The 23,406-nt window shown below is 32.3% G+C and carries 31 protein-coding genes and 1 pseudogene; 24 read left to right on the forward strand and 8 right to left on the reverse strand.

Going from position 1 to position 23,406, the window contains the following annotated elements:
- Window positions 1–273 (forward strand): annotated as a pseudogene (locus BAQ48_RS04340) (hypothetical protein); the annotation flags it as partial.
- Window positions 274–454: 181 nt separating this feature from the next.
- On the opposite strand, the gene BAQ48_RS04345 reads toward BAQ48_RS04340, so the two are convergent.
- Window positions 455–1,276 carry a hypothetical protein gene (locus tag BAQ48_RS04345; protein WP_071710106.1) on the reverse strand — a complete coding sequence of 274 codons (822 nt, stop codon included), beginning with the start codon at window positions 1,274–1,276 and terminating at the stop codon, window positions 455–457.
- Window positions 1,277–1,677: 401 nt separating this feature from the next.
- Between BAQ48_RS04345 and BAQ48_RS04350 the strand changes: the two genes are divergently transcribed.
- The 17 genes from BAQ48_RS04350 (at window position 1,678) to BAQ48_RS04430 (ending at window position 13,732) form a co-directional block, all read left to right on the forward strand.
- Window positions 1,678–2,247: a recombinase family protein gene (locus BAQ48_RS04350; RefSeq protein WP_071710107.1), complete on the forward strand. Its 570-nt coding sequence runs from the start codon at window positions 1,678–1,680 to the stop codon at window positions 2,245–2,247.
- Between the two features lie 14 nt (window positions 2,248–2,261).
- A complete protein-coding gene (locus BAQ48_RS04355) occupies window positions 2,262–3,044 on the forward strand; it encodes a hypothetical protein (RefSeq protein WP_071710108.1) in 783 nt (260 codons plus the stop codon).
- 13 nt (window positions 3,045–3,057) lie between these two features.
- Window positions 3,058–3,237, forward strand: coding sequence for an antitoxin VbhA family protein (locus tag BAQ48_RS04360; RefSeq protein ID WP_071710109.1), 180 nt, complete (start codon window positions 3,058–3,060; stop codon window positions 3,235–3,237).
- On the forward strand, window positions 3,230–3,403 hold the full coding sequence (locus BAQ48_RS04365; protein ID WP_242660436.1) for a hypothetical protein: 174 nt from the start codon (window positions 3,230–3,232) through the stop codon (window positions 3,401–3,403). Before BAQ48_RS04360 ends, BAQ48_RS04365 begins: the two co-directional genes overlap by 8 nt.
- 132 nt (window positions 3,404–3,535) lie before the next feature.
- Entirely contained in the window at window positions 3,536–3,754 is a 219-nt protein-coding gene (locus BAQ48_RS04370; RefSeq protein ID WP_084064403.1) for a hypothetical protein, read from the forward strand.
- Between the two features lie 102 nt (window positions 3,755–3,856).
- Entirely contained in the window at window positions 3,857–4,225 is a 369-nt protein-coding gene (locus BAQ48_RS04375) for a hypothetical protein (protein WP_071710112.1), read from the forward strand.
- Window positions 4,197–4,862: a sigma factor-like helix-turn-helix DNA-binding protein gene (locus BAQ48_RS04380; protein WP_071710113.1), complete on the forward strand. Its 666-nt coding sequence runs from the start codon at window positions 4,197–4,199 to the stop codon at window positions 4,860–4,862. Before BAQ48_RS04375 ends, BAQ48_RS04380 begins: the two co-directional genes overlap by 29 nt.
- 78 nt (window positions 4,863–4,940) lie before the next feature.
- Entirely contained in the window at window positions 4,941–5,588 is a 648-nt protein-coding gene (locus BAQ48_RS04385) for a hypothetical protein (RefSeq protein WP_242660437.1), read from the forward strand.
- Window positions 5,589–5,612: 24 nt separating this feature from the next.
- Window positions 5,613–6,044: a hypothetical protein gene (locus tag BAQ48_RS28185; protein WP_242660438.1), complete on the forward strand. Its 432-nt coding sequence runs from the start codon at window positions 5,613–5,615 to the stop codon at window positions 6,042–6,044.
- Between the two features lie 80 nt (window positions 6,045–6,124).
- Window positions 6,125–6,649 (forward strand): hypothetical protein, encoded by a 525-nt coding sequence (locus BAQ48_RS04395; RefSeq protein ID WP_071710115.1) that lies wholly within the window; start codon window positions 6,125–6,127, stop codon window positions 6,647–6,649.
- 14 nt (window positions 6,650–6,663) lie between these two features.
- Window positions 6,664–6,855 (forward strand): NADH dehydrogenase, encoded by a 192-nt coding sequence (locus tag BAQ48_RS04400; protein ID WP_071710116.1) that lies wholly within the window; start codon window positions 6,664–6,666, stop codon window positions 6,853–6,855.
- Window positions 6,856–6,956: 101 nt separating this feature from the next.
- Window positions 6,957–7,292, forward strand: a complete 336-nt coding sequence (locus BAQ48_RS04405) for a syntaphilin domain-containing protein (protein ID WP_242660439.1) — start codon at window positions 6,957–6,959, stop codon at window positions 7,290–7,292.
- Window positions 7,293–7,407: 115 nt separating this feature from the next.
- Window positions 7,408–7,713, forward strand: a complete 306-nt coding sequence (locus BAQ48_RS04410) for a hypothetical protein (protein WP_071710117.1) — start codon at window positions 7,408–7,410, stop codon at window positions 7,711–7,713.
- Window positions 7,714–7,787: 74 nt separating this feature from the next.
- Window positions 7,788–8,474, forward strand: a complete 687-nt coding sequence (locus tag BAQ48_RS04415) for a hypothetical protein (protein ID WP_071710118.1) — start codon at window positions 7,788–7,790, stop codon at window positions 8,472–8,474.
- 336 nt (window positions 8,475–8,810) lie between these two features.
- Window positions 8,811–10,964, forward strand: a complete 2,154-nt coding sequence (locus BAQ48_RS04420) for a hypothetical protein (protein ID WP_071710119.1) — start codon at window positions 8,811–8,813, stop codon at window positions 10,962–10,964.
- Between the two features lie 815 nt (window positions 10,965–11,779).
- Window positions 11,780–12,328, forward strand: coding sequence for an endonuclease domain-containing protein (locus tag BAQ48_RS04425; protein WP_071710120.1), 549 nt, complete (start codon window positions 11,780–11,782; stop codon window positions 12,326–12,328).
- A 339-nt stretch (window positions 12,329–12,667) separates the two neighbouring features.
- A complete protein-coding gene (locus BAQ48_RS04430) occupies window positions 12,668–13,732 on the forward strand; it encodes a hypothetical protein (RefSeq protein WP_071710121.1) in 1,065 nt (354 codons plus the stop codon).
- 334 nt (window positions 13,733–14,066) lie between these two features.
- Here the strand turns inward: BAQ48_RS04430 and BAQ48_RS04435 are convergent, their stop codons facing one another.
- Entirely contained in the window at window positions 14,067–15,542 is a 1,476-nt protein-coding gene (locus tag BAQ48_RS04435) for a site-specific integrase (protein WP_071710122.1), read from the reverse strand.
- Window positions 15,543–15,746: 204 nt separating this feature from the next.
- Between BAQ48_RS04435 and BAQ48_RS04440 the strand changes: the two genes are divergently transcribed.
- The 3 genes from BAQ48_RS04440 (at window position 15,747) to BAQ48_RS27840 (ending at window position 16,386) form a co-directional block, all read left to right on the forward strand.
- Window positions 15,747–15,980 carry a hypothetical protein gene (locus tag BAQ48_RS04440; protein WP_071710123.1) on the forward strand — a complete coding sequence of 78 codons (234 nt, stop codon included), beginning with the start codon at window positions 15,747–15,749 and terminating at the stop codon, window positions 15,978–15,980.
- A 13-nt stretch (window positions 15,981–15,993) separates the two neighbouring features.
- Window positions 15,994–16,152, forward strand: coding sequence for a hypothetical protein (locus BAQ48_RS27835; RefSeq protein ID WP_165613775.1), 159 nt, complete (start codon window positions 15,994–15,996; stop codon window positions 16,150–16,152).
- Window positions 16,153–16,233: 81 nt separating this feature from the next.
- Entirely contained in the window at window positions 16,234–16,386 is a 153-nt protein-coding gene (locus tag BAQ48_RS27840; protein WP_165613776.1) for a hypothetical protein, read from the forward strand.
- A 113-nt stretch (window positions 16,387–16,499) separates the two neighbouring features.
- Here the strand turns inward: BAQ48_RS27840 and BAQ48_RS04445 are convergent, their stop codons facing one another.
- The 4 genes from BAQ48_RS04445 to BAQ48_RS04460 form a co-directional block, all read right to left on the reverse strand.
- Window positions 16,500–16,988 carry a DUF4652 domain-containing protein gene (locus tag BAQ48_RS04445; protein ID WP_242660440.1) on the reverse strand — a complete coding sequence of 163 codons (489 nt, stop codon included), beginning with the start codon at window positions 16,986–16,988 and terminating at the stop codon, window positions 16,500–16,502.
- A gap of 1 nt (window position 16,989) precedes the next feature.
- Window positions 16,990–17,445: a restriction endonuclease gene (locus BAQ48_RS04450; RefSeq protein WP_071710124.1), complete on the reverse strand. Its 456-nt coding sequence runs from the start codon at window positions 17,443–17,445 to the stop codon at window positions 16,990–16,992.
- Between the two features lie 89 nt (window positions 17,446–17,534).
- Entirely contained in the window at window positions 17,535–17,990 is a 456-nt protein-coding gene (locus tag BAQ48_RS04455) for a hypothetical protein (protein WP_000134989.1), read from the reverse strand.
- Window positions 17,991–18,111: 121 nt separating this feature from the next.
- A complete protein-coding gene (locus BAQ48_RS04460; RefSeq protein ID WP_001071319.1) occupies window positions 18,112–18,348 on the reverse strand; it encodes a hypothetical protein in 237 nt (78 codons plus the stop codon).
- Between the two features lie 718 nt (window positions 18,349–19,066).
- Between BAQ48_RS04460 and BAQ48_RS04465 the strand changes: the two genes are divergently transcribed.
- The 3 genes from BAQ48_RS04465 to BAQ48_RS27450 all read left to right on the forward strand — a co-directional run bounded on the left by BAQ48_RS04465 (window position 19,067) and on the right by BAQ48_RS27450 (window position 21,629).
- Window positions 19,067–20,215: a hypothetical protein gene (locus BAQ48_RS04465; protein WP_071710125.1), complete on the forward strand. Its 1,149-nt coding sequence runs from the start codon at window positions 19,067–19,069 to the stop codon at window positions 20,213–20,215.
- A gap of 164 nt (window positions 20,216–20,379) precedes the next feature.
- The gene (locus BAQ48_RS04470) at window positions 20,380–21,471 is read left to right on the forward strand and encodes a response regulator aspartate phosphatase (protein ID WP_071710126.1); all 1,092 of its coding nucleotides are present in this window, start codon (window positions 20,380–20,382) and stop codon (window positions 21,469–21,471) included.
- On the forward strand, window positions 21,471–21,629 hold the full coding sequence (locus tag BAQ48_RS27450; protein WP_071710127.1) for a Phr family secreted Rap phosphatase inhibitor: 159 nt from the start codon (window positions 21,471–21,473) through the stop codon (window positions 21,627–21,629). The genes BAQ48_RS04470 and BAQ48_RS27450 overlap by 1 nt, the downstream gene beginning before the upstream one ends.
- A 431-nt stretch (window positions 21,630–22,060) precedes the next feature.
- Here BAQ48_RS27450 and BAQ48_RS04480 read toward each other — a convergent pair whose 3' ends face one another.
- Window positions 22,061–22,408 (reverse strand): hypothetical protein, encoded by a 348-nt coding sequence (locus tag BAQ48_RS04480; protein ID WP_071710128.1) that lies wholly within the window; start codon window positions 22,406–22,408, stop codon window positions 22,061–22,063.
- Between the two features lie 331 nt (window positions 22,409–22,739).
- Window positions 22,740–23,147: an endonuclease domain-containing protein gene (locus BAQ48_RS04485; protein ID WP_071710129.1), complete on the reverse strand. Its 408-nt coding sequence runs from the start codon at window positions 23,145–23,147 to the stop codon at window positions 22,740–22,742.
- Between the last annotated feature and the right edge of the window lie 259 nt (window positions 23,148–23,406).

Below are 23,406 nucleotides of genomic sequence, written 5' to 3' on the forward strand. Positions count from 1 at the left end.
AAAAACATAGAAAAGTTGACAAGAGAGAAAGAAAAATTACAATCCCAGTTAGAAAAGGAAAAAACGGATTTCGAAAAACAATTAGAAATCGAAAAAACAAGAATTACGGGCGAAGTTTGGAAAGAAAATTTCGATAAGATTACACAAGAAAAAGAAACTTCTCTTCGAGAAAAATTAGAGTTGGAACATCAGATTAAAGTCCTACAGGAAGAGAACCAAAAGTTGAAAGAAGAAAAGAAGAAAAATAAGGAAAGAGACACGGAGGGGCTGTGAAGCCTTCTCTTTTCTTGTTTTCAGGGGAGTTTAATATATAAAAGTTATATATTAATTATATAACTTTTATATATTAATTAAATACCGCGAAACATTGGTATGAAAAATTAATCCATCAACGCAAAGTAGCTATGGTATGGTAGCTTCTCATTTCAGTATCAGATCCATATGTAGTTATTTTTTAGTTCTTTTGCGACCCTTCCAATTCCGCTTTTGGTTCTCCAAATTGTATACACGCATCACCAACTCCTATTGTAATACTTCCGAAATTTTCTGTAGCTTTCCTCAAACCGTTCTGACTATTTTCAAATATATTGCTAGCAAACTTTATTGCTCGATCTTCATTCGCTTCTCGATTTCTTCCTTCCAAACTGGATATCCTCGTCTCTAATTCTTGATTTCTTCCTTCCAAACTGGACATCCTCGTCTCTAATTCTTGATTTTTTCCTTCCAAACTGGACATCCTCGTCTCTAATTCTTGATTTTTTCCTTCCAAACTGGATATCTTTATCTCTAATTCCTGATTATTTTGTTCCATACAGGATATCTCAGGATTTTCTTGTGTTTGACCTTTAGAAAGAAATTTTTTAATCAGTTCTATAAATTTTTTGAACCCTTCTTTTACAGTCTCCTGGAATACAACAGAACCTCCTGTTTTTAAGATCCATTCCAACATCGCAAGCAAAGTCTCTCCATTGAATCCGAAATGGAGAATTCCTGGTGTAATGTTTTTAACTGATACAGATGGGACTTGGATATATTTCTTTAAGCTTTCTTCAAAACTAGCTAAATGTTTTTCTGTATCATACACCAGCACAAGAAGCTTATTCTTTTCATACCACTCTTCGAATTCTGTTTCTGTCATTGTGAGCAAAGAGGAAGCATAATACGTCGATTTTACCGCTGTGATTAAATCCTGCATCTTCTTCAAAGATTCCTCATTTCCAATCATTTGTTCTTTCCATTCGTACTGTAATGTTAGAATTCTGTCGTTTTGTAACATTCGTATTCTCCTTTTTTAATCAGATTGTTACTATATACCCATTTCACTATAACACTCGTTCACCTTGCCCGCACTTTTGTTTTAGTTACTGCCTTGATGGATATCGAACGAAATTATTATTTGTGAAATAAATAAGCAAAACTGTATTGCTTTTCTAAAGGATCTATTGAATAATGGTTATATAATAATTATATAAAGATTATATAATTATTATATAATTAGAAAGTTCAGCACTTGAATTTGAAGAAATTACTATAACAAAAAACATTCTTAAAAATTTTTTGCCACGACTGTCCCAAAGGTGTGCCATGGGACAGTCACAATATGAAAAAAAATCCGGACGGTGGAAAAAGGGTTTTCAGTGTCCCAAAGGTATATACCAAATAGAGGAGGAAAAAAACATGAAAAAAGTGGGGTACGCGCGAGTTAGTGCAAAAGATCAATCATTAGATACCCAATTAATCCAATTGGAAAAATACGGATGTGATGAAATTGTAAGTGAGAAAATTACAGGAGTTTCAAAAGAACGAAAATTATTTGAACTTGTTGAAGAATTAAATGCCGACGACAAAATTATAGTGACAAAAATCGACAGATTGGGAAGATCTACTCTGCAAAGTATCGAGTTAGTCGAAAAAATGAATAAAAAAGGAATTGGACTTGTGATTCTCGATATGCAAATGGATACAACGACGATAACCGGAAAACTGTTTTTCAGTATTATGAGCGCTTTTGCTGAATGGGAAAGGCTCAATCTCTTGGAAAAACAGGAACGCGGAATCCAGGCTGCTCGTTTAAAGGGGAAACACCTTGGCAAGCCAAGACAATGGAACAAAGCCGGAATGGAGGAAGCAATCAAAATGTACGAAGACGAACGGATCGTAAGTGAAATCGTAGATATAACAAAAGTTTCGCGTTCTGCACTTTACAGGGAATTAAAAAAACGCGGTATTGTAAGAAATGAAAAGTAAAGAGGAGGAAGAATATGAAAAAAATATCTGAAGTATATGAGGGGATTAAGTTTTTTACGAGAGATGGAGAAGAAAATAAACTTTTCGGGGTTGCCGAAAAGAACATTGAGAAGGAAATCAATCTTGTTGGTTCCGTTACAATTAATAAGGGTGATGAACTTTCTCCTTGTGAGTGGGGTACGAATGAAGAAGATTTTTATGTAGATAAAGAAACATTCGATGAATATGAATATGTACTAACAGAAAACGACGTTAAAGATATTATCAAGACATATGAGAAAGAATTAGAAGAAATTGACGTAGAAAACTACTATGATTTTATGCAATTAGAAGAGCTGCCGCTTGAAGTCCGTGAAGGTGTAGTAACAATGTTGAAGGAAAATAGCGGAAAATATTATTTATTAGATTTCTTTGAAGAGGTTTATAATTTCCACGATGGACGTAATTATAAGAAAATTTGCTTACGAGACGAAAACGGATATTATGCAACTAATCTGGATTATAATGTTTCGGAACCAATCGAAGATGGGTATGGAGGTGGTTATGTTAAATACTATTTTACAGACACAGCGACGATTTTAAAGGAAAATGTTCCAAACTATACGTATGAAGGTGATGAAGACAATTTCTTTACAATATTATCTATTGTGGAAGAAGAAGACAGAGAAGAAATTATCAAAGAGCTTCATGATTCGGTCGAAAATAATGAAGAAATCGACGAAGAGACGAAAGAATTATATATGAAAGAATGGGTAAAGGTATGGAAGAAATTTAGATTAAAAGAACTTTTCGAATAAGGGGTAAAAGAAGATGAGGAATAAAAAGGATGAAATGATGAAAGAAGCCCGAAAATCGATGGAATTATCGGGCTTTCGTATAGGGAAAGACCATGATGAATTGGTCCGGAAACAATTGAATGGGAAAATTACTGAAGAAGAATTCTTGAAAGAAGTACGAAATCGTTTAAAAAGGAGAAGTGAAAATGAGTAATATAATACGTTTTCCTACATTAACAACGCCGTTTACGGACGCGGAACTACAGGAATTTGAACATTATAAACAAAAAATGAAAGATGCAAGAACGAAAGCGGAGATGGACTTTTATTATTACCAAGCCAAAGATCTGGCTGAAAAAGTGAATGAACGAAAAACATAGAAAGAGGGTGTAAGTATGTATGAATGTAAGTGTTGTTGGGCGCCTAGTGAGGATGTTTTATGCGTTATTTGTTCTGAATTTTCTGTTTTCGAACAAATTGAACATAAAAAACACCTGCTTATAAATTATCAGATGTTTTATCACACACTAAAACACGATTTAGAGAATTATGATCTAGAAGATGTAAAAGAAATGTATTCCTACTTAAAAGAAGATTTATTCTTTGTATTAAATAAACAGCATGAATTTATCCAGCGTTTAGAAGAAGAAATTAAAGAATTGAAACTACATAAAGATGTTCGATTGCATTTTTTGTTTGGTATAGATAAGGATTATGAATTCAAATCCTAGGAATTGAAGACCTATTATAAATTTAAAACTTGTAAAAAATACTCACGCAAAAAAATAAAACGGCTTTTTTTATAAAACACACATATATAAGGGGGAAACAATATGTTCGAATTAACAAGTATTAATATTGTAAAAGATGGTTTGTACAAAGGCTATAAAGAACTTATTTTTTCTAAAGGAGACAACGTTCTTGCTGGTCAATATTGGTTTTTGGTAGACACAAACGATGAAGTTGTCCAAATAAAAGAACCAGTTAAAGGGCAAATGGAAGAAAATGTGGTGGAACGATTAAAGAAATCTTGGAAACTACAATCTTTATTTGTAAAAAAAGAAGAAGTACCAGGATTAAGGCTGTTTGATAATCCGGAGAAAGGAAAGATAGAAGAAGAGCCGCGGAGAAGACTGTTTGATTGGGTAAATATTATCGAAAGAGGTGAGAGGAATGGAAGTAAAGATAAAGCAAAAGCGTGAAATAAATGTACAATCGATTTTCGCAAATCACAAACTAAATGAAACAGATAAGGTGTTTTTATTACTTATTAACCATGTATCACAAAGTAAGGAATCAATTGGTATAGAAGAATTACAGGAAACATTGAACCAGGATGTGTATAAAGTAATTGTAGAGTTGTTGTTTAAAGGTTTAATAGAAATTCGAAATGGAAAGTTGTTATTAATGGAAGAATTTCTTGTAAAACAGCTGAACCAGGAAGAAAAAATGCAATTAATTGCTCGATCCATTGGAGAATTAAACAAGAAAAATGAACCAATTACATTCGGTATGGTAGCGGAATTGACAGGGATTCGTTCGCAAGAATTAAGGGAGAATAAAGAGTTTTCTGAGGTTATTGGATCATTTTTGAAGCAAGGAAAAACGTATAACGTAGATCAAACTGGATCTGTTTCGTTCCCGGAACCTGATACAAAGAAGGAAGAAAGTGAAACAGAATCTAAGACAGAGGAAATCAAAGAGGGGAAAAAGGAAAGAACGAAACAGATTATAGCGGATTTACGAAAAAAGAATATGACACAAGTGGAAATTGCTCGTAAACATAATGTTTCAGAGGGCTACATTTCTTATATAAAGAAAAATATGTTGAATAAATAAAATGTAATACATATGTAATTTCTATATAATAACTTGAAATACGAAGAATTATTAATGTGTTTCTTATGTAATACATTAATGGAAAAAGGTGATACGGTGAGAAATGTAAAGATTACGGAACTTACAATCTATGTGGAAGATGGCAAAATGGTTGAGATGTTTGTTTCTTATCAATTTTTAGTCTCGCGGAACGATATAGAAAAAGAAATTTTCATTTTATTAGATCAAAATCGACCGAAGGTTTTGGAATATGGGGATAATGGGTTTAAGGAAATTGTGATTAAACGAAAAATATTGAATCATTTTTTGAAATTAGCACATGAAGAATTTAATGCAATTCGCTTTAAAGCACTGTTTCACAATCCGTACCCCACAAAACCACCGGTATTAACGTATTTTAAAGAACTAATTAACAAAGAAAAGGCTGCACTTTTAAAAGAAGAAGTTAGGAAGAAATTCTTAAATAAAGCAACCAGGACGATTGATGTTATTTTGTTTGTTCGGGATTTTCCAGAGATAGAACTAGCCGAGAAATATATACAAAGTAAGAAGGAAGATTGTTTTACAATTTATCTGTATACACCATATTATTGTGGGTTTCGAAATTTTAAATATCATGTTCTTGGGAAAGGCGAATTTGTTGATAGAATTACATTTTATGTGGAATATTTGGGTCCAGAAAGAGGAAATACACATACAAATATTAAAGTATTATCTATCCAATAAAATGCATGTAATGGAGGGATAAATATGCTCGTGGGAATTTATCAACCGGACGATGTATTCAAAATTTGGCTAAAAACACATGGAAATGCACACGGTTATTTTTTCGATTATATAACAACGGTAACAAAAGAATCGATCCGATTCTCTATATACGTCCACCATACAAAAGATTACAGGGAAGAATATAGACACGAAGCATACGAACATCACATAAAAAAAAGAAATCGAATGACTTCTTTTCGTATTCCATTTCTAGAGGGAGAAATTGTATCCAATTTATATAGACACGAAATAAAAAAAGATGTGTTAGAAGTCATAGAATGTCAATATTCTCTTCTGTTTGTAGAAGATGATCCGAATGTTTTATTAGATAAAATAAGGCATCAAGAGGAGGATCCCAACTATGATTATTGGGTTAGAAGAATCAAAGAACAACGGCTTCGAAATTTATTTTAATACGTAGAAGGTAATACCTGTACCGGTATAGAATTAATATTTATCCAAAGACAGGTAATTGCGAAAGGAAGAGCCGTTACATGTACGAATTAACACAAGTACGAGAGGTTATTAATGGTGTATTTAAAGGGTATAAGGAACTAAAATTCACACATCATAGAGATTTCGACGTATGGGTTTTAGTAAACAAAGACAATGATTTAGTGTGTTTTAAAGACAATATAGAAGTAAGAGTTTTTGATTTTCACTATGAAATAAAAAAAGTAGTAAAGTCCAAGAAATGGAGATTAAATACGTTGTTTGTTCCATCAGAAAGAGTAAATAAATGTTGGGCTTTTTGGAGCTTGGAACAACGGAGACGTCTTGTTACAGAACAAGTTCCAATTACTTGTAGGTACAGAAAAAAAACAGAAGAAGAACGAGAGTTTTTCTTTTTTATAGAACACGGAGGATCGATGTTAATTAATGATTTTTTTCACGAAATAACATCGATTTTACCAAACAAAGCAATTTTGCATCACAAAAGTTTGCCACGAAAATTAAAGAAACTTGGTTATAATATCGCTCAGTATGAGATATATTATGGAGAATTCGATGATTTATAAGGAGTGTGCTTATAATGGAAGAAAACAAAAATGAATTTCCGGATATGGAAGTTATAGAGCTGCCAGAAGAAGAATATGAACGATTTCAGGAATATAAAGAGCGAATGAAAAAAACTGAAAGCCTGGCTGAAATGCGATATTGCTACAGTCAAATGAAAATCATCATTGATAGAGAAATCGAACGAAAAAAACAGAAAGAACAATAATTTTTTTTGAAGAGAAATATATTTTAAAGTTTGTAAAAAATACTCACGCAAAAAAAGAAACAAGGTTTTTTTATAAAATACATATATAAGAGGTGAAAATTATGAAGTGTATTGTTTGTTCAGAGAATCATTTACATTTGAAATTTTGGTGTGATAACCTTCAGGTTTGCAATCAAACATGTGTAAAAAAATTGAAAGAAAAAGGCGTTGAAAAAGTGATACAAGAAAAGGAAAGAGAAATTGAATTAATGCGAGGACATATAGAATATATCAATTCTGGTTCTACAAGCGGCTTCTTTCTGTACGAGCATGGAGGAATGGATAGGGAACAATGGTTAGAAGAAAGAGAAGGGCTCTTACAAGAAATACATCGCTTAAAACAAGAGATTGAAACGTTAAAACAACATCCAAAAGTACGGCTGCACTATCTTTTTTAAAAAATGATGAAAAGGAAGTTAGAGTGTTACAAAAACATAGTTCGGATCGAATTCCATGATCAAATCGTCCAAGGAGACGCTTATTTGCCATTTTAAAAGAAAAGAGGAATAGGATATGAAATGTATTTCATGCGATCAAGAAATCAAAGGAAAAGGGTATTTATACAACAGATTTAACGTGTGTTCTGAAGAAGGAAAATGTCTAGATGAATTACAAAACGAAGGCATCGAAGAGTTGATTTATAAAAAAGAACGATGGATCGAAAGATTCACAAATTACTTACAAGAATTAGAGGAACAATCGTCTGAAGATAATAAGGAAGAAAAAAAATTAAGGATATCGGAAACGATTGGGGTACTTAAAGAACACATGGAAAAACTGAAGAAACATCCGGATGTTCGGCTGCAGTATCTTTTTTAACGTTTACATACAGGATTATAGACAAAAAAAGGAAATTTGTGTTATAAGGTCACTATAAAAGGGAGGGAATAAAATTGAATCGTGATGCAATACCAAAAATAAAAATATCAGCTGCGTTTTATGGGGTTTTAAAAGTGGATTTGATTAAATGGATAGAAGGATTACCGAAAGAAATTTCGTTGGGACACGAGTGGAAAGAGCTTAAGAAACAAGACATTATGGAAATATTGGACGGGCTTTATAAAAACGAAAAGTATCATGAATTACTACACGAACGGATTAAAAATGAGTTCGAAGATTCAACTGGCATTGGACCAAAGGATACAGAAGCGATCCTTGAATGTACAACAACAGAGCGAAAACGTTGGGAGAAATCAGGGAAATTAGACGTAGTAAATTATTTTGAAGCCGGTACAAGAAGACATCCAATAAATATTCCTATGTATAGTCGGTTACAACTAGAATCTATTACAGAAGAAGAAATTCAATCTTGGAGAGATGAACACGAAACAAATAAAGAAAATAAACGGAAATTGAAAGAATCGTATGAAGAAATGGAAGTGAGATATGTTATTGCTGAAGGTGTGAAACAGGATTATATATCAAAAGTAATTGGACCGTTGGTCTATTATAAGGAGGAAGATCTACAGGATCAAATCGAGTACATAAAAGAGCAAATGAAAGAGCATTTTCGAGATGGATATACGTTTTTTGTAAAAGAAAAGCCTAGTAATCAAGTAATTTTTGTAGAAACTGTGTGAAGAATGGTGAATAATGTTGCATTTAATCTATTAAAAAACGATTTTTTCTGTTACAGTAAAGGGAGATACAGAGAAAAAAAGTTTAAAAACTAGAATTATATGTAAAAAAATGTAAAATGAAATAAATAAAAAAAGATCTACGTGGAAGGTAGATCTCCTTACGATTAGCTTCTCCCGCCAGAGAAAAGACTAATATCTGCTACTTAAAATATAACATCGAAAAAACAAAAAAACAAGCTTTTTTATGTTATTTAATTAAGTAATCAATAAGTCCTTCTCTTCGGTTGGGAAAATTTGCTATCGTGCTGTTTTTTCAACATAGGGAGGGATTTTATTATGCCTGAAAATAGTACAAACTATTTAGCTTATAGATTTTTGACAAGAATTTGTGATCCGAGTGAAAAGATTGTAATTGGAATTTTGCACGAAGATCCTAATGTAACAAATGAATGGGGAAAAAGAACCGTATTTCATATAGAAGTTCCAGTTTCGGACCTTAACGAACCCGAAAATAAATGGGTGCTGCAAAGTGGGAAACAAACATTCTATCCATTAACATTAAATAAAAAACATGGGAAATCGCTATTTTTTATTATCAATGGTGGTGGAACAAAGAATTCGGAAATTAATAAAATACGGGTCCAATTTATCGATGTGGATCTAGCGAAAGAAAAATTTCATTTCGAAAATGAAAAAGATGCTCGTGAAAAAGAAACAGAATTAAAAAAAACAGGTCTATATTCTGTTGTAAAGGTCGCAAAATCAAAATTAACAGAAGAATGGGCTGTTACGACTGTATTAACACAAAAAGAAGTGAAAAAGAAAAAAGATGCATATCTTTTACAACATAAATTCGATTTAAAAGATGTATTACTGACTGAAACATATTCTGGATTCCACGGAATATGGGTTATAAAAGACGGAGATCCGACTACATATAAAAAGATTCAAACGGCGTTGGCAAGGAAGTTTGGTAGCGATACAGAAGGAATCACGAATTTAGCTAAAATGTTACGGATTAATAACTTTTTACACAACAAATACCCTGAAAAATTCTTGGTAAAGTTGATTCAAGATACGGAAAAAGTTTGGACTCAAGAAGAAATTGTGAAGAAATATAAATTGGATTTGGTAGAAAAACAGGAAAATGGTTATAGAGAAGAAGAAATGTTAACCGTAAGTGAAAGTTTAACTGGGATTTCTACAATCCAAAAAGTAAAGAAAATCGTAAAAGGCAAAGCTTTGGGCATTGAATTTAAAAAACCGATGCCGTTACGTAATGTAAAAACTGAAATGAGCTTAAACGATTGTTTCCAATCACTAAAAAAACTTCGATTAGAAATGTTCTTGGAAGATGAGATGTTGCAAGAAGGGAATGTGAATTGTCCATTTCACAATGATAACAAGGAATCCGCTAGTGTTTATGTAGGGAATAATGGCGATTATTTATTCCATTGTCATGCCTGTAATGTTGGTACAAAAAACATCGTTTCACTGTATAGATCGAAAACAGGAAAAGGTTTGATAAAAAGTGTAAAAGATTTAGCTCGTATTATCGGAATTAAAATTATAGAAACAGAGTTCGAAAAGGAACAAATGGAGAAGTACAAGGAAAATCGTATGTTCCTTTCAGAAGACATGAGTGTAGAACTTCCAAACACTTGGGAGTGGCTTGTGAAAAGTGATCGAAATAGCTACTTAGATTTCTTTAATCGTATTGCTGAAACAAAATTTGTAAAAGATGAATTTCAGTATAAAGGTCATAATGTTTTCTTTGTTTCTTTGAATCATATAAAAAGGGAATTTGAGAAAAAAAACAGAGGAAGAACGGGTCTTATAACGGTTTTTCGTACGATTCAATTATTATGTATTTTAGGTTTTATAGAAAAAGTTCCGTTAGAATCAGTCCAAGAAGATCTTCAAAAAAGAGCTATACGTGAGATTGGAATGAAAAAAGAACATCTTCTTAAATTGAATAGGAAAAAAGATGCTGAGATGATGAAGCCAATTAACTTTTACATAGTTCATAATTGGTTTATGAAGGCTGACGAAATCGAAGATATAGCTATTAAATTGAATGAAATAGGCTTTACTTTCAAAAATCATTTAAATAAAACGATTTTAATCAAACTATTTGGTAAAGAATTTGGCGATAAAATTTATCCCGACGAGCGAATCGTTCCAAGAAAGTTCGAAGAAACAGAAGAGAAAGTGATGAAGAAAATAAAAGAAGAAATCGATAAACGAGGTTTTGCCATCAAAGAAGAGCTTGAAAAGAATATTAATATTGTTTATCGAAAAAAAGCTGGCAAAGAAAACGTGGGAAAAGTAGTTAAATTGTCTGTGAGTGAAAAGAAGAAAATCATTGATAAACTATTTAAAACAATCATTCCACAATCTTACCAAGTGAAAAAAGTCCGTGGGGAAGAGCAAAAGGGACAGTTGGGTTACACTGGAGATAAAACGATCATAACTGTAGTTTACAAGTGAAACACCGAAGAATGAATTCGGTGTTTTTTTGATAGAAAAATGTTACCTTTTTTTATTCAAAAAAACAGTACAAGCCTTAGAGCCATAAGGCTTTATTTAAAAATATTATTGGGTATAAATATAATAAGGGTAATTTATGTATTAAAGAATAAAATCTTTTTATATTTATACCCATTTACATTTGATTAAGAAATCAGTGGTATCAAGGGCTTAAGGGGTTTTTTTTAAAAAAAAGAGGTAACATTTTGTATATCAGTGTATTTTATTGTTTTTTATTTTAAATAAGGGGACAAATGTTTGTATTTTTCTTTTAAAAAGATGTGAATTTACGAACATCACGTAGGAGGACAAAGTTCGGGGATGTATCCCTAAGAGTAATGTAAAATTATTTTGTTTTTATGGAAGAGGAAAATACATATGGTTTATGTATTAGATAAAAGATTACTTTTTCATATCTCTATAACCTTTATAAAAAGTTCCTTTAGAATATGAGGAGTTTTTTTGGATGGTTTAAATAATAATTTCATAATTTGTTAGTGTGGTTATATTACAAGTTATAAGTGCATATACCTACTTTTTGTTGTAAGTTCACAATGTATACAAAAAAGAGATCTCCATCCCCGGGAGGTCTTTTTCTATTTAGGGGAAAAAGGGCTAGTTATTTAGGAGTTAATACAAAACCATTAGGGGATGAATTAAAACGTGAATAAAGGTTATTTTAAGTTATGAAATTTTGGTTCTAAAAAAAACATTGATACATATTTTAATAGTAAGGCGAGAGGAGAATTCACAAAAATTAGAAAGGGTGAATTCTCTTGAAAGAGAAGTATGTTGTAAATGTAGAAGAAAGTAGAGAGGTTATAAATAAATCTTATTCTCTGTACAAAAAACGGAATCTGGGAAATATAATGGCTTGGCATAAATTTTTATCGATTAGATTTGAAATGGATTACAAGAAGAAATATTTAATGTATTACAACGATGATCTAGAATCAGTTGGGGAACTATTACTATATAATTCGTTGTGTAAGTTTTCTAAAGGGAAAGTAAAACCCCAAGTACAAGTTTCGGTCAAATGTAAGAATGGAAAAACATATAGACTGGACATGGCTTATCCCTTGGGTATTTATAAAATTGCTGTAGAAGTAGATGGTAAAGATCACTTGAATCCCATACAGAGACAAAAGGATATAATAAGAGATCAATTTTTAAGAAAAGAAAATGTGTTTGTTATACGGGTTACAGGACGGGAAGTGTTTCAAGATGTAGAGAGGACAAGAGAAAGAGTCCTTGTAAAGATAAAGGAAATTATTGATAATCAGATAGTACCAATCGTTTCCGCTTTAAAAAAAGTTGATAAATAAAAAGCCACAAACTAAAAAGTTTGTGGCTTTTTCCATTTAGGGGTATCGCCAGCATTTTGGAAAAAGCCCACGCTAAGCAAAAAATACAATAAGATATCCATATGGACATCTTATTTACATAATGATCGTTCTCGGAAGTAAAGTTTTAAAAGTAATTTATCCATAGTGATATTAAAATTACTACTAACAGGGGTAGCACCACATCGCTATCAAAACAAAGTACCCCCTAAAACAAATAATATTACTATATCTATTTATTAAATAGTTCCAGATTTAAGGATATTAATGTATACTTATTCGGGTGCTAATTGTGATACATCATTCTAAAGGAGGATTAACTTGAACAACACGAACATCTCATTAGAGAATCAAGACATTATCAGTGACATCGATGAAATATTACCAAAACTCGAGAGGATGCAGGGGAAGTATGAGGTACGCGAGGATAAAAAAAAGCTAGAGGACGAACCTTGGAAGAAGCGTTACGATAAGGCGAGCAGCGAATTCTATCATAGAAGCAAAGCCATGTTGGATATTTCAACGTTTTTCGATTTAAAAAATACTAAAAACCACGCTATATTAGCTGCTGGTATTTATCTTTCAATGTGTATCTTCATTGGGTTCCCTGAAGACCAATTTTTTTCATTTGCTTTTGGATATATCTTACTTACGTTTTTTATTTGGGTTCCTCTTGTTTTTGTTATTATAGAGCCCATCAATAAAATACTTAATATCAAAATAGAACGACGCAAAGAACAAAACAGAAAAGAGTTAGAAGAGATTAAAAAACGAGAATATCCTATTCTATTTGAAAACAAGCCGAGTTATGTATATATGGAAGAACAAAGAGAGTACACTCAACAAGAGATCGAACCATTAAAAAAACAATACCCTGAATTCAAATACATACTATACGCGTCATACGGATTTTCTGATACGATTGATAGATTGCAATACGTCCGCTATGTGTTAGCAAGTGGACAAGCACAAACATTAGATATTGCAGAAGATATGATGTTTGATCGCTGTGATGCACAACGCGCACAACGAGAGGCTAGAATCTATGGAAATAATGAACCAATTCGTGCATACCTAGAAGAGAAAAGAAGAAAAGAAGAAGCTGAGTATCAACAAAGTCGTGAAGAATATGCAAGAAGAGAAGCTCAGGAAACAGCATGGTTACAGGAACAAGACCGAAAACGCCAACAAGCATTAATAGATGAAGATCGTATGAACATTGCAGGCATGGCAACACATGCACGTCAGAATGGTAAAGACCGTGCAACAGTGCGGATGTATGACGACATGCTGGACCGCAGCTATCATGAACGTTTGGATGAAGACAGGACATATGAATATGGAAAAGATGATAAGGCGTCGGATATAGGAGGCGGAGGTCTCTAATAACGTATCATGCTTTATCTTACAATAATGCGAAAAACTAATGCTTAAGAAACGTATGAGCGTACATTTACATATTAAATAGAAAAGCCGATTTCCTATACAAAGGAAATCGGCTTTTTTATTTATGAAATCGTTATTGTTATTATCTATTTAGGGGGTACTTTAAAATCCTAGCTTGATGGGCATGTGGCGATACCCCATTTAAAACAAAAACCAAGGGAGAGGGTTTCCCTGACTTAAAAACTAAATTACAAGATTAATAAATTGTCTTATATTGTGTTTCGAGTGACTCTATGTATTTATATTTTAAATTGGTAAAAAGACAAGTAATAGTTTATACATAACGAATATCTACATTTGTTTTTAGTCCCAGGATATTTCGTACTTGTTGTTCGGAATGCACTTTTAATAATTGGTGGATTGCATATTTACGTAGATCTTCACTCACGATGCCAAATTTTTCTCTTAAAATACGTTGGAAAGATGTCTCGAACATTTGATTGTAACGATTACTTACAAACAAGGCATTGTTAAAAACAAAATCTTGATGGAACTTAGCGAAACATAATTTGTGAAAAGAAAAGTCTTCCGGAACTTGAAATGTTTTTTTTGATTTATACTCTTGCTGCATGTGATAAAGTTGCTTTTTTTCGTATGGAGTCATAAATTCATCTTTTAAAATATCAAATTCTGTGATCAATTTTTTTGCATCCAAATCCATTTTGGCACTTTTTTTTGTAAATTCGATCTGAAGATCGTTTTGTTTACGGAAATTAATATAATGATGTAATTCGGATGCGTATTTTTCGGGAATACTCACGTTTCTGTCTGGAAATAGTACAAGATTATTATTTAAATCAATATTATCTATTGTTAGATCCATAACTTCCTCTAATCGCGCCGCCGTGTAAATTAACAACCTGATAATATGGTAATTTCGGTAATGATCTCGTAATTTGCTTTTAGAAATCATGGATATTTTTTCTTTTCGAGTTACCTTTTCCAGTTTTTCTTTAGATCTTTCTAGTACAATTTGGATCTTTTCATCAATTTCATTGTGGTCAAGTTCGTTTACGATACGCTCACATTTTTTGATCTTATGTTTGTCTATAAAAATCCGTTGGTAGTGTAGGAAACTAAGGATATTACTGATTTTTTTGTTCAAAAATGATTCTTTAATATCACGTTTTAATTCGTAATCGATAAATTCATTAATTAATTGTTCATTTTCGCTGTTTATCTGGCTGCAACGGTGGATAAAAACATAATCATAGAAAGATAAAATGCTATTTTGAACAGATTGAGACGTTTTTTTCTTTTCGAATCGTTCGGATATGTATGTGTGTACTTCATCAAGTTTTGGCTGGTACAGTTTATCAAATTTTATGTTAGATAAAGTCATGTATGTTGGAGAAGGAAGATCCTTAATTAATTTTTGGTTTTTCGAATCTGTTGTATCAAACTCACAAAAATCTTCTCTTAAAGAAATTTCTTTGTAAAATTCTTTTTTCTTGTTGTCGTCTTCGTATAAAACTTGGAATTTAGCCTTTGCACGTAGGGTTTTAAAGAAATTTTCTCTTTCGTTTAGATATAAGAACGTTAATGTATCGTATGTAAAATGATAAGTCCCTGTAAACGAACTGAAGTGTAATATCGTTTTTTGTTTCCCAGGCGTTAGGGAAAATTTGAAATTTGCCGTTTTATTGTCTAATAAAAAGGACATCGCGCCCAAAATTTTTCCGTCTTCTAACTGTATATCCATACCGGTTCTTTTAAAATCGTTAAATCGGATATCATAACGTTTAATCATGCAAATCCCTCCTCTAATACTATTTTATATACAGTAAAAAATACTTGCGCAAAAATGTCAAACTTTCTCTTATTTATTTTTGTAAAGAAACTGAAAACCCTTTTGTTTATATAGATTAGTAGTCCATTTCTACTTTACGCACCTTTAATATCACCGTATATTTGAATTAATGGTTTATTTTTCTTATCGAGAGGAGGAATTGTTTTGAAACTATTAGAGGAAATAGTGATTCAAGCATACAAAGATGCTGCAAGTGAGGATCTCCGGAATGTACCCAAAATAGAACAGATCAATAGTGCATTAATGGATAAAAATGGTATAGAAGTTGCTAAATCGGATGAGTGTTTGGATGAATTAAGAGTAGTATTAAATAAACTAAATTTAACCTATGACGAATCAGGGGAAATTAAGAATCCTATAATAAGAGAAGTTTGGTAGAGGAGGAAAATTTGTGGCACGTAGAACAAGAAGTGATTGTACAGTAGGGACATTTGAAAAGAAAAATGGATTACCACCGGGGACTATAAGAAATCCGGATGGTAGAGATACAAGAAGTGATAAAAAGATAGGTACTATTAGAAAAGAAGCTGAAAAAATGGATAGAAAATGAAAATTGTTATATAAAGAAATTACAATTCTTTTTCCTTAATGGTATAATTATCCTATTATTCTGGATAGGAGGTGTGAAATTATGAATGATCCTAAAGATTATGATCGTGTTTATGAAAATGAATCCGATGGACAAACATTTCGTGGTTATGACCACGAGGATGGAACTACTTCTTGGATTTCGGAAGATGGTACTTTAGATAGTGTCACTCCGACACCGTCTGACGATGAATAATAGGAATAAGAGCGTATTGGACCTATAATAAGGTTCGATACTTTCTTATTTTTTGTACTTTATTTTAGACAGAGTACCTATTAAGTAAAAAAGAGACCAATATTGGTCTCTTTTTATAATGAAATTACTTCTTCAAATTCGATGAATTGACTTAGTATTTCGTCTGTGTATTTGATGCCTTTACATTTAACTTTATTTTCCGGTAAGATATCGAAGCTTGTAAATTGTACATCAGCACCGTGTTTGGTAAGTGGTGTTTTTTCTTTAGTTGTTAAGTTATAAGTAAAGAAATTACCTCCGATAGCTACCGTTCCGTGTCCAAATCCAATGATTACTCCAAGAGTTTCATGGTTAATCCATTTTACAAACTTGGGAATAAAGTTTCCTTCAGGTTCGATCAGTGTAGTGAATTCCCCAATAATATTATTAAACATATATAGGGATCCGAAACATTCCCATTCTAGGGGATCGATAAATACTGTATTCTGTCCATTTGGGGATACAATCGGTTCGCTTGGATATTCGAAATCTATTTTTTCTTTGTTTTCGTTTTCGACTTTATAAATAATACGATTATCGAAGTCATATTCTAATTTATACATCTTATTCCTCTCCTTCTTCTGGTAAATGTCCGTGTAATAGGACATGTTTTAATTCCTTGTGATCTCGTACAATTTCCTCTAATTCCGCTAAGGCAAATACTATTAATTTGAATCCCATGCTTTGTTCAATGTTATGTAAAAAATCATAGAAGTTCGCTGTAGGGTTATGAGGAGTGACAAGTACCCAGCCGTCAGGATGATGCTGTTTTGCCTTGACAATTTCATTGAATACTTCTGATTGTTGTGGCATACGTTTCTCACGTTTACATTGGAATATCCAGGTTTGTTCAAAGCCTAAGTTGAAAGGTAGTTCTACATAATACTTTGCGACGACATCGCGCCCTTTGTCCCCGCCACCTCTTCCAAACCACTCTCGGTTTCGAAAACCTTGTTTTCCTAGGACATGGAAAATGAATTTTTCGAAATGTCGTGCATCAATTGTGTCCCAATTAATCATGATTTCTCCGTCTCCTATTCTTTTTATTGTTAGTATACCGTATTTTTATAGAACTTAAAAAAACGATAATGAAAGCGTATTGTTCAAATTTATAGGATTCCTTTTAGCTTGCTTTTAAAGTCTTCAGAAAAAACATCGTTTGCAACTGCATCGATAAGCACTTGTAGTAATTCTGTTTCTGTAATATCTAGAGGACGTAATACAAGACGTTCACTATTTTTTGTTGGCTTGTAATAAGCGAAGCGAATTTCGTCACGTTTTTTTTCTTTTACATAAATTCTTTCAATCACATCAGTGTGATCAGAGGATGTTACCTTTCCTCTTGCTAGTACATCACAATATTCAGTGCTCTTTAAAATATTTTTTGGCGAAGTGCTTTTATTAAGACCATCCACTACTTTATAATCCACCAGAAGCTTTGCAATTGCTAAATTAATTAATCCGTTTTTACTAACACTTGTTTGTTCACTTAGTAAATCCAAGTTATCTAATAAATTTTGATTTAAGTACATGTTCAGTCGGGAATTCTTTTCAATTTCGGTCATAATCAATATCGCTCCTTATCGTGTGTTAAAATAACTTATGGTGTTAATTTAACACACTAATAATTTTAACACAAGTGTAAAAATGACAAAAAAAAGAAAGTGGAATTCTCCACTCTCTTTCTTAAAATAATTTTGATATCCAAGAACCGATGGCTGCCAAGCTTGTCCCACCAGCAAGTGTCAACTTTAATACTCGGTATTTGCTTGGAGTCCACTCAAATACCTCCTCGGCGCTTTCAACCCCATTAATCGTATGTACTTTTTCAATTTTAATGTTGTATTCATTTTCATTTTCGAGAATGTGAAACACTTTGTCTTTTGTGATTTTTGTTTTTAAAAGCGTTTTGAATTGATTCATATCAATTCCTCCCCTGTTTGTTTTTTTGAAACTCATACTTTAAATGTTGAAAGTATGTTTTATTAAAGCACTACTGTCCTTTAATGCTCCTTTTTTTAAAATTACAGGGTTATATTTGGAATGATAAATGAATCATTTCGTTTTGTATAAGTAGTATATATCCTAAAAAACCCAATTACTAGATTAAATTAAAAAAAATCAATTTTTCTTTTCTATACAGTTCTATTTGGGCTGTTAAAAAACCAGTTTAATATAAAACCATTAGTGGATTCATAAAAACGTGAATATAGGGCAAATAAACGCCTTATATTTAAAAGTAGAGCAAAAAACCTCCCAAAAATAAAAGGGAGGCTTAGGGAATAGTAGGGAAGCTCGTTTGGGATTCCCTATGTATAGATCCAAAAAAATGACGAGGAATTACAAGATTCGTTTTTTAAAAGGCAAGAAATCGACGAGGCTCTTTCAGATTCGCTGAAAATCGACTAGTCCTCCAGTTTAATGTTACGTTACTAGAAATATATGTACTTGTACAAAGAAAAAGACTGTTAAATCAATGTTTAAGACATGAAATTTAAAATCGAACAAGAAATCGAAAATCGAACAAAATTTGTTCGATTTGTTTTATTTTGTTTTATTTTCAAAAATATAGAAATTAAGTTTTGAATCGTATAAAATAAACCGGTCGTGGTATTTAAAATTGATAAAAAGGGATGATGAGATGAATTGGAAAATGAAATCTTTGGGGATCATGTCTGTATTTTCGCTTGTTTTAGTGGGCTGTGGGGAAGATAAAAAGGTAGAAACAACCTCCCAGAACAAGACAGGGACGACAGAAGAAAGATCTATAAACAAAACGACCTCTACGGATTCAAAAAAGACAGAAAGTAAAACAGAAGGCGAGAATTCTGAGGAAATTGAAGGTGGAGGAAGGATCGTTGATCCGAAGAGTCCCTTCCGTATAGGAAAAGTGGAACAACAATTGGGAAAAGAAAGTTTTACGAATTTGGAACTGGATAAGTACGATGAAGACAGTGTTTATTTCATTCCAGAACGTGATAATTTAGGAGTTCTTTTTACTTCAAAGGCAAAGCCTTATATTTCTACGTATGAGAATGGAAAATGGACCAAAGATAAAGAGATTAAAGTGGAATCTATCGTGTCAGGTGGAGAATTTATCGCTATGGGTTATGGGGCTATAGAAGTGCAAAGTGGAGAAAGCCAGGTAACACATGTATTTGTAAATTATAAAGGAGATGTTGTATTTAAAGACAAAACAGATAACCTTCGCTCTGTAAGTGTTAACGAGTCTTTAGGTTCTAACAAATTACAAAATTCTATTGTTGGTTCTAGTAAAGGGAACTTGATTTTTCATAAAGAAAACGAAAATCAAATAACTGTAATGTCTCAAAAAGATGGGAAAGAAATAATGAAACTGGACAGAACAAAAGATTCTCCTGCGCTGCACGGATACTTTAATGTAGATAAAAAAACGCTGCTCGAAAGTGATGAGATTTACGACTTTGATAAGAAAAAATATGTCTATGATACACAGGGTCAAAGGCTGAGACCAGATAAAAATGGTAAAGTTGTAGCTTCTGATAATGGTAAATACTTCTTTGTAGATAAATCCGTAGAGAAATCCAACGGACAGAGTATTGGGCATTTTGAAGTCTATGAACAAAAATTGGGACCGGAAAATCAAAGGAAATATAAGATGGAATTCCCAGGATTTTTTAAAGACGAAGAAAGTTATATTGTAACAGATACAGGGGACAAAATAGTTTTCTATGGATATTACCAATACGAAGATAAGCCAGCGATTTATATGACTCAGGTTACTTATAAAAATAACCAAAACAAAAAATAACATAAGTAAAAGGGATAAGATCCAATATGAATCTTATCCCTTTTATTAAACTGAATATTCTGTAAATTATTTATCATTTTACTTAACGCAAAGGAACTAATACAGATTTTACAGAAATATGGTAATATTTAGACAAATAGAGAGTCAAGAAGGAGGAGAAGCAATTGAACACGATCATTTTTACGAATCAAAATACGTTTAAGTTAATGAACGACTGGTATCATTTGATGATTTCTCAAAAATCTGATGAAGCGATAACTCTAAAAAAAGAAATCGAAGAACGAAAAGAAGAATTGAAAGACGATAAGAATTTATTACTGTACTATTCTCTATTAGAATTCCGATACAAAGTGTTAACAAATGGATTAGGGATTACCAAATATAGTTTCGAAGAGATTGAAACGTTATATACGCCTGAAAATAACCTTCTTATGTTTTATTACCATTTTTTCAAAGGAATTCACCGAACATCAATTTCAAGCTTCGTAGAAGCGCGAGAACAGTATGAAAAAGCGGAGCGATTATTAAACACCATTTCTGACGAAATTGAACTGGGGGAATTTTATTATAGAGTTGCTGCATTTAATAACTATACGTATAAACCACTTAAAGTAATTAAATTTGGAAACATGGCTTTAGATATTTTTGAAAAACATCAAGGTTACGAAATCAATGTTGGACTGTGTAAAAACCTATTAGGTGGTATTTGTGTACATTTAGATCAATACGAAGAATCCGAGGAATATTTCACAGCTGCAATTGATACCCTTCAAAAGCAAGATGCGACGGAGTTAATTTTACGTGTTCGAAATAACCTCGGTTGGCTGTATGCAAGTCAAAATCTTTCTACACTTGCGATTAGACATCTTTCAGAGGTTGTGGAAGGCATGCCGAATAATTACAAGGCTATTTTATTATTAGCTAGGGAACATCACAAATCAGGAGAAACAGAGAAGGTCTCCGAACTTGTTAACAAAGGATTGGAGATTTGTAGCGAAAATGATGAATTATACAAACATCATTTCAATATTTTAAAAGAGATGAACTTAAATATTGCTACAGAAAACATCGAAAAAGCAATTTTAGAAGGAATTGCATATTTCGACAAAGAAGAACTTCATGAGTACACAAGGGAATATACAGAGAAGCTGGCACTTTGTTTCTATAAAGAAGGAAATTCAGTGAAAGCAAGCCATTATTTTCACATGCAACATAAGGCAAAAGAAAAAAAGAATGAAAAAGGGGCGTTGAAGTAATGAAGAAAAAATTAAGTTTGATTGTATTAGGATTAGGACTTATCGGTTTTTTAGCAATCGGAGCAAATACAAATGATAAGTCTGTTGCTTATGGAGATTATCCGGCGCCTATGAAATTACATAGTGGTTACGACGGTGCACACGGAGGAACAATCTAATATAAACAAAAAGAGACTCGAAATTTGAGTCTCTTTTGTAATGAGGATAATGATTTGGTTTTCTTTTATTGTAACATATCGAACTGGTAAAAAACTGACTATTCTATATTTTGTTGTTAAAAGATTATTTTACGAGGGCATAGCGAAGACAGAGGGAATCCCTTGTCTCCGTTGTTATTCCCTAGGAATCCACTTCCATGTTCGACACACGGTACAGTAAGCATAAACATGGGTCATTGTTACATTTCCACGTCCTCGCTCCCATTCAGCCGCCCCGCCACAATCTGGACATCGATAAATTTTCCTCATTTGAATCAAAACCTTTCCGAATTGAATTTTGTTACAAACCGAATATAACCCTTACAAAATTAATTAATAGTCTGGTAATAATGTTACGAAAAGGTTATAGAACAATAAAAAAACACGCCATTTTATTGGCGTGGGAACGGTACAATATTATCTTCTCCAGATTGTTCTTCCAGGTCTTCCAATCTATTTATGAAGTAGATCCAAATATCGTGTACCTGGGGGAACTTTATAAATTCTGTTCGGGCTGTATAGTCAATTTTTAATTCTTTTCCTGTAATTTCTTTTATGTATTCAAATGTGTCAAAGAAGACTTGACCATATCTATTTTTCCCATCATCTGTGTCTTTATCAAATAATGTAATTGCATATGTTTTCGGTTCAATCTCGCTTTCTGGAAAAGAAGAATAAGCCGAAGCTGTTTTTTTTATAAACCTCCAAATTTGTACACCGTATGTTTGTTGTATATTCATTTGTTCCTTTCCCCTCCCAATTCTTTTTCTGTAGGAAATATATTCCTTTATCATTATATTTCTTTCTCTTTGAAAATAAAACGAAAAGTTAAAAAAATGAACTAGAAGAATCTCCCTTTGAAAAAGAGAGATTCTTCTAGTTCTTTGATTAAGCTCCTCAATTCTTAATCAAGAACTATTTTCTATTGTTGTGCATTTGTAGGGCACGTAAACAGTATATATATCCATAGTTTGTCACGTTACATTTATTTCTTTAATTATATAAAAAATATATATTAATTATATAATGATTATATAACGCATTTCAGGGAAACCTAAGTGTATTAACGTTTTAAGAAATGTTATCTTGTATCTTTTTAAGAATGTACTTCTGTCTTCTGTAAATATCTCTTCCAGTAAACCTTAAAACAATATATCCATTTTCCTTCAAAAACTTATCCTTTTTCCGATCGTGCTGTTTTTGTTTTGGAGAAGAATGCCATTGCTTTCCATCACATTCTAAGGCGATTTTCCCCAAGATTACAAGATCAATCCGGTATTTTCCGCACCGTACTTGGGTTTGGGGATAAAATCCATTATTCGTAAGGAGACGGAACATGACGCGTTCTATCGGGGATTCTGTCTTGACATATTCCAGGTCTATATAGGATGTTTCCTCATGTTCTCGGCGATTGTGGAGGATATAAAAGACAAAAGAGCTTCCTAACAGAAGAAAAAATACAACATAGTCAACGATCATTCATTTTCTCCCCTTTCTGATTAAAAATTATCCAAGTAAATTCTAAGTAATTCCTTGGTAGGACAACATATAAAATTCTGGGCTGCTGCATATACTAAACTAAGATAGTTTTTAAGTAGGAAATAGGTAACAACACCCCATCTCTACCTAAAAAGAAACTAGTAAAAACTCAGATTTTTACCTAACAATTACCTTCATAGGATTACCTAAAAAATGTGCGGCTAAACCACTGATATAAAGGGATTTAAAGAATGTTACG

Origin of the sequence: Bacillus luti, assembly GCF_001884105.1 — a bacterium.
In the GTDB taxonomy this organism is placed as follows: Bacteria; Bacillota; Bacilli; order Bacillales; family Bacillaceae_G; genus Bacillus_A; species Bacillus_A luti.

Coding starts and splice junctions, on each gene's coding strand:
- BAQ48_RS04435 (WP_071710122.1), bottom strand. CDS start 15,542: ATGATTAAACGTTATGATATCCGATTTAACGATTTTAAAAGAACCGGT.
- BAQ48_RS04460 (WP_001071319.1), bottom strand. CDS start 18,348: ATGAATCAATTCAAAACGCTTTTAAAAACAAAAATCACAAAAGACAAA.
- BAQ48_RS04405 (WP_242660439.1), top strand. CDS start 6,957: ATGAAGTGTATTGTTTGTTCAGAGAATCATTTACATTTGAAATTTTGG.
- BAQ48_RS04445 (WP_242660440.1), bottom strand. CDS start 16,988: ATGTATAAATTAGAATATGACTTCGATAATCGTATTATTTATAAAGTC.
- BAQ48_RS04420 (WP_071710119.1), top strand. CDS start 8,811: ATGCCTGAAAATAGTACAAACTATTTAGCTTATAGATTTTTGACAAGA.
- BAQ48_RS04480 (WP_071710128.1), bottom strand. CDS start 22,408: ATGAATATACAACAAACATACGGTGTACAAATTTGGAGGTTTATAAAA.
- BAQ48_RS04365 (WP_242660436.1), top strand. CDS start 3,230: ATGAGTAATATAATACGTTTTCCTACATTAACAACGCCGTTTACGGAC.
- BAQ48_RS04370 (WP_084064403.1), top strand. CDS start 3,536: ATGTTTTATCACACACTAAAACACGATTTAGAGAATTATGATCTAGAA.
- BAQ48_RS04395 (WP_071710115.1), top strand. CDS start 6,125: ATGTACGAATTAACACAAGTACGAGAGGTTATTAATGGTGTATTTAAA.
- BAQ48_RS04450 (WP_071710124.1), bottom strand. CDS start 17,445: ATGATTAATTGGGACACAATTGATGCACGACATTTCGAAAAATTCATT.
- BAQ48_RS04345 (WP_071710106.1), bottom strand. CDS start 1,276: ATGTTACAAAACGACAGAATTCTAACATTACAGTACGAATGGAAAGAA.
- BAQ48_RS27450 (WP_071710127.1), top strand. CDS start 21,471: ATGAAGAAAAAATTAAGTTTGATTGTATTAGGATTAGGACTTATCGGT.
- BAQ48_RS04375 (WP_071710112.1), top strand. CDS start 3,857: ATGTTCGAATTAACAAGTATTAATATTGTAAAAGATGGTTTGTACAAA.
- BAQ48_RS04360 (WP_071710109.1), top strand. CDS start 3,058: ATGAGGAATAAAAAGGATGAAATGATGAAAGAAGCCCGAAAATCGATG.
- BAQ48_RS04355 (WP_071710108.1), top strand. CDS start 2,262: ATGAAAAAAATATCTGAAGTATATGAGGGGATTAAGTTTTTTACGAGA.
- BAQ48_RS04465 (WP_071710125.1), top strand. CDS start 19,067: ATGAATTGGAAAATGAAATCTTTGGGGATCATGTCTGTATTTTCGCTT.
- BAQ48_RS04485 (WP_071710129.1), bottom strand. CDS start 23,147: ATGATCGTTGACTATGTTGTATTTTTTCTTCTGTTAGGAAGCTCTTTT.
- BAQ48_RS27840 (WP_165613776.1), top strand. CDS start 16,234: ATGAATGATCCTAAAGATTATGATCGTGTTTATGAAAATGAATCCGAT.
- BAQ48_RS28185 (WP_242660438.1), top strand. CDS start 5,613: ATGCTCGTGGGAATTTATCAACCGGACGATGTATTCAAAATTTGGCTA.
- BAQ48_RS04380 (WP_071710113.1), top strand. CDS start 4,197: ATGGAAGTAAAGATAAAGCAAAAGCGTGAAATAAATGTACAATCGATT.
- BAQ48_RS04350 (WP_071710107.1), top strand. CDS start 1,678: ATGAAAAAAGTGGGGTACGCGCGAGTTAGTGCAAAAGATCAATCATTA.
- BAQ48_RS04400 (WP_071710116.1), top strand. CDS start 6,664: ATGGAAGAAAACAAAAATGAATTTCCGGATATGGAAGTTATAGAGCTG.
- BAQ48_RS04455 (WP_000134989.1), bottom strand. CDS start 17,990: ATGACCGAAATTGAAAAGAATTCCCGACTGAACATGTACTTAAATCAA.
- BAQ48_RS04385 (WP_242660437.1), top strand. CDS start 4,941: ATGGAAAAAGGTGATACGGTGAGAAATGTAAAGATTACGGAACTTACA.
- BAQ48_RS04410 (WP_071710117.1), top strand. CDS start 7,408: ATGAAATGTATTTCATGCGATCAAGAAATCAAAGGAAAAGGGTATTTA.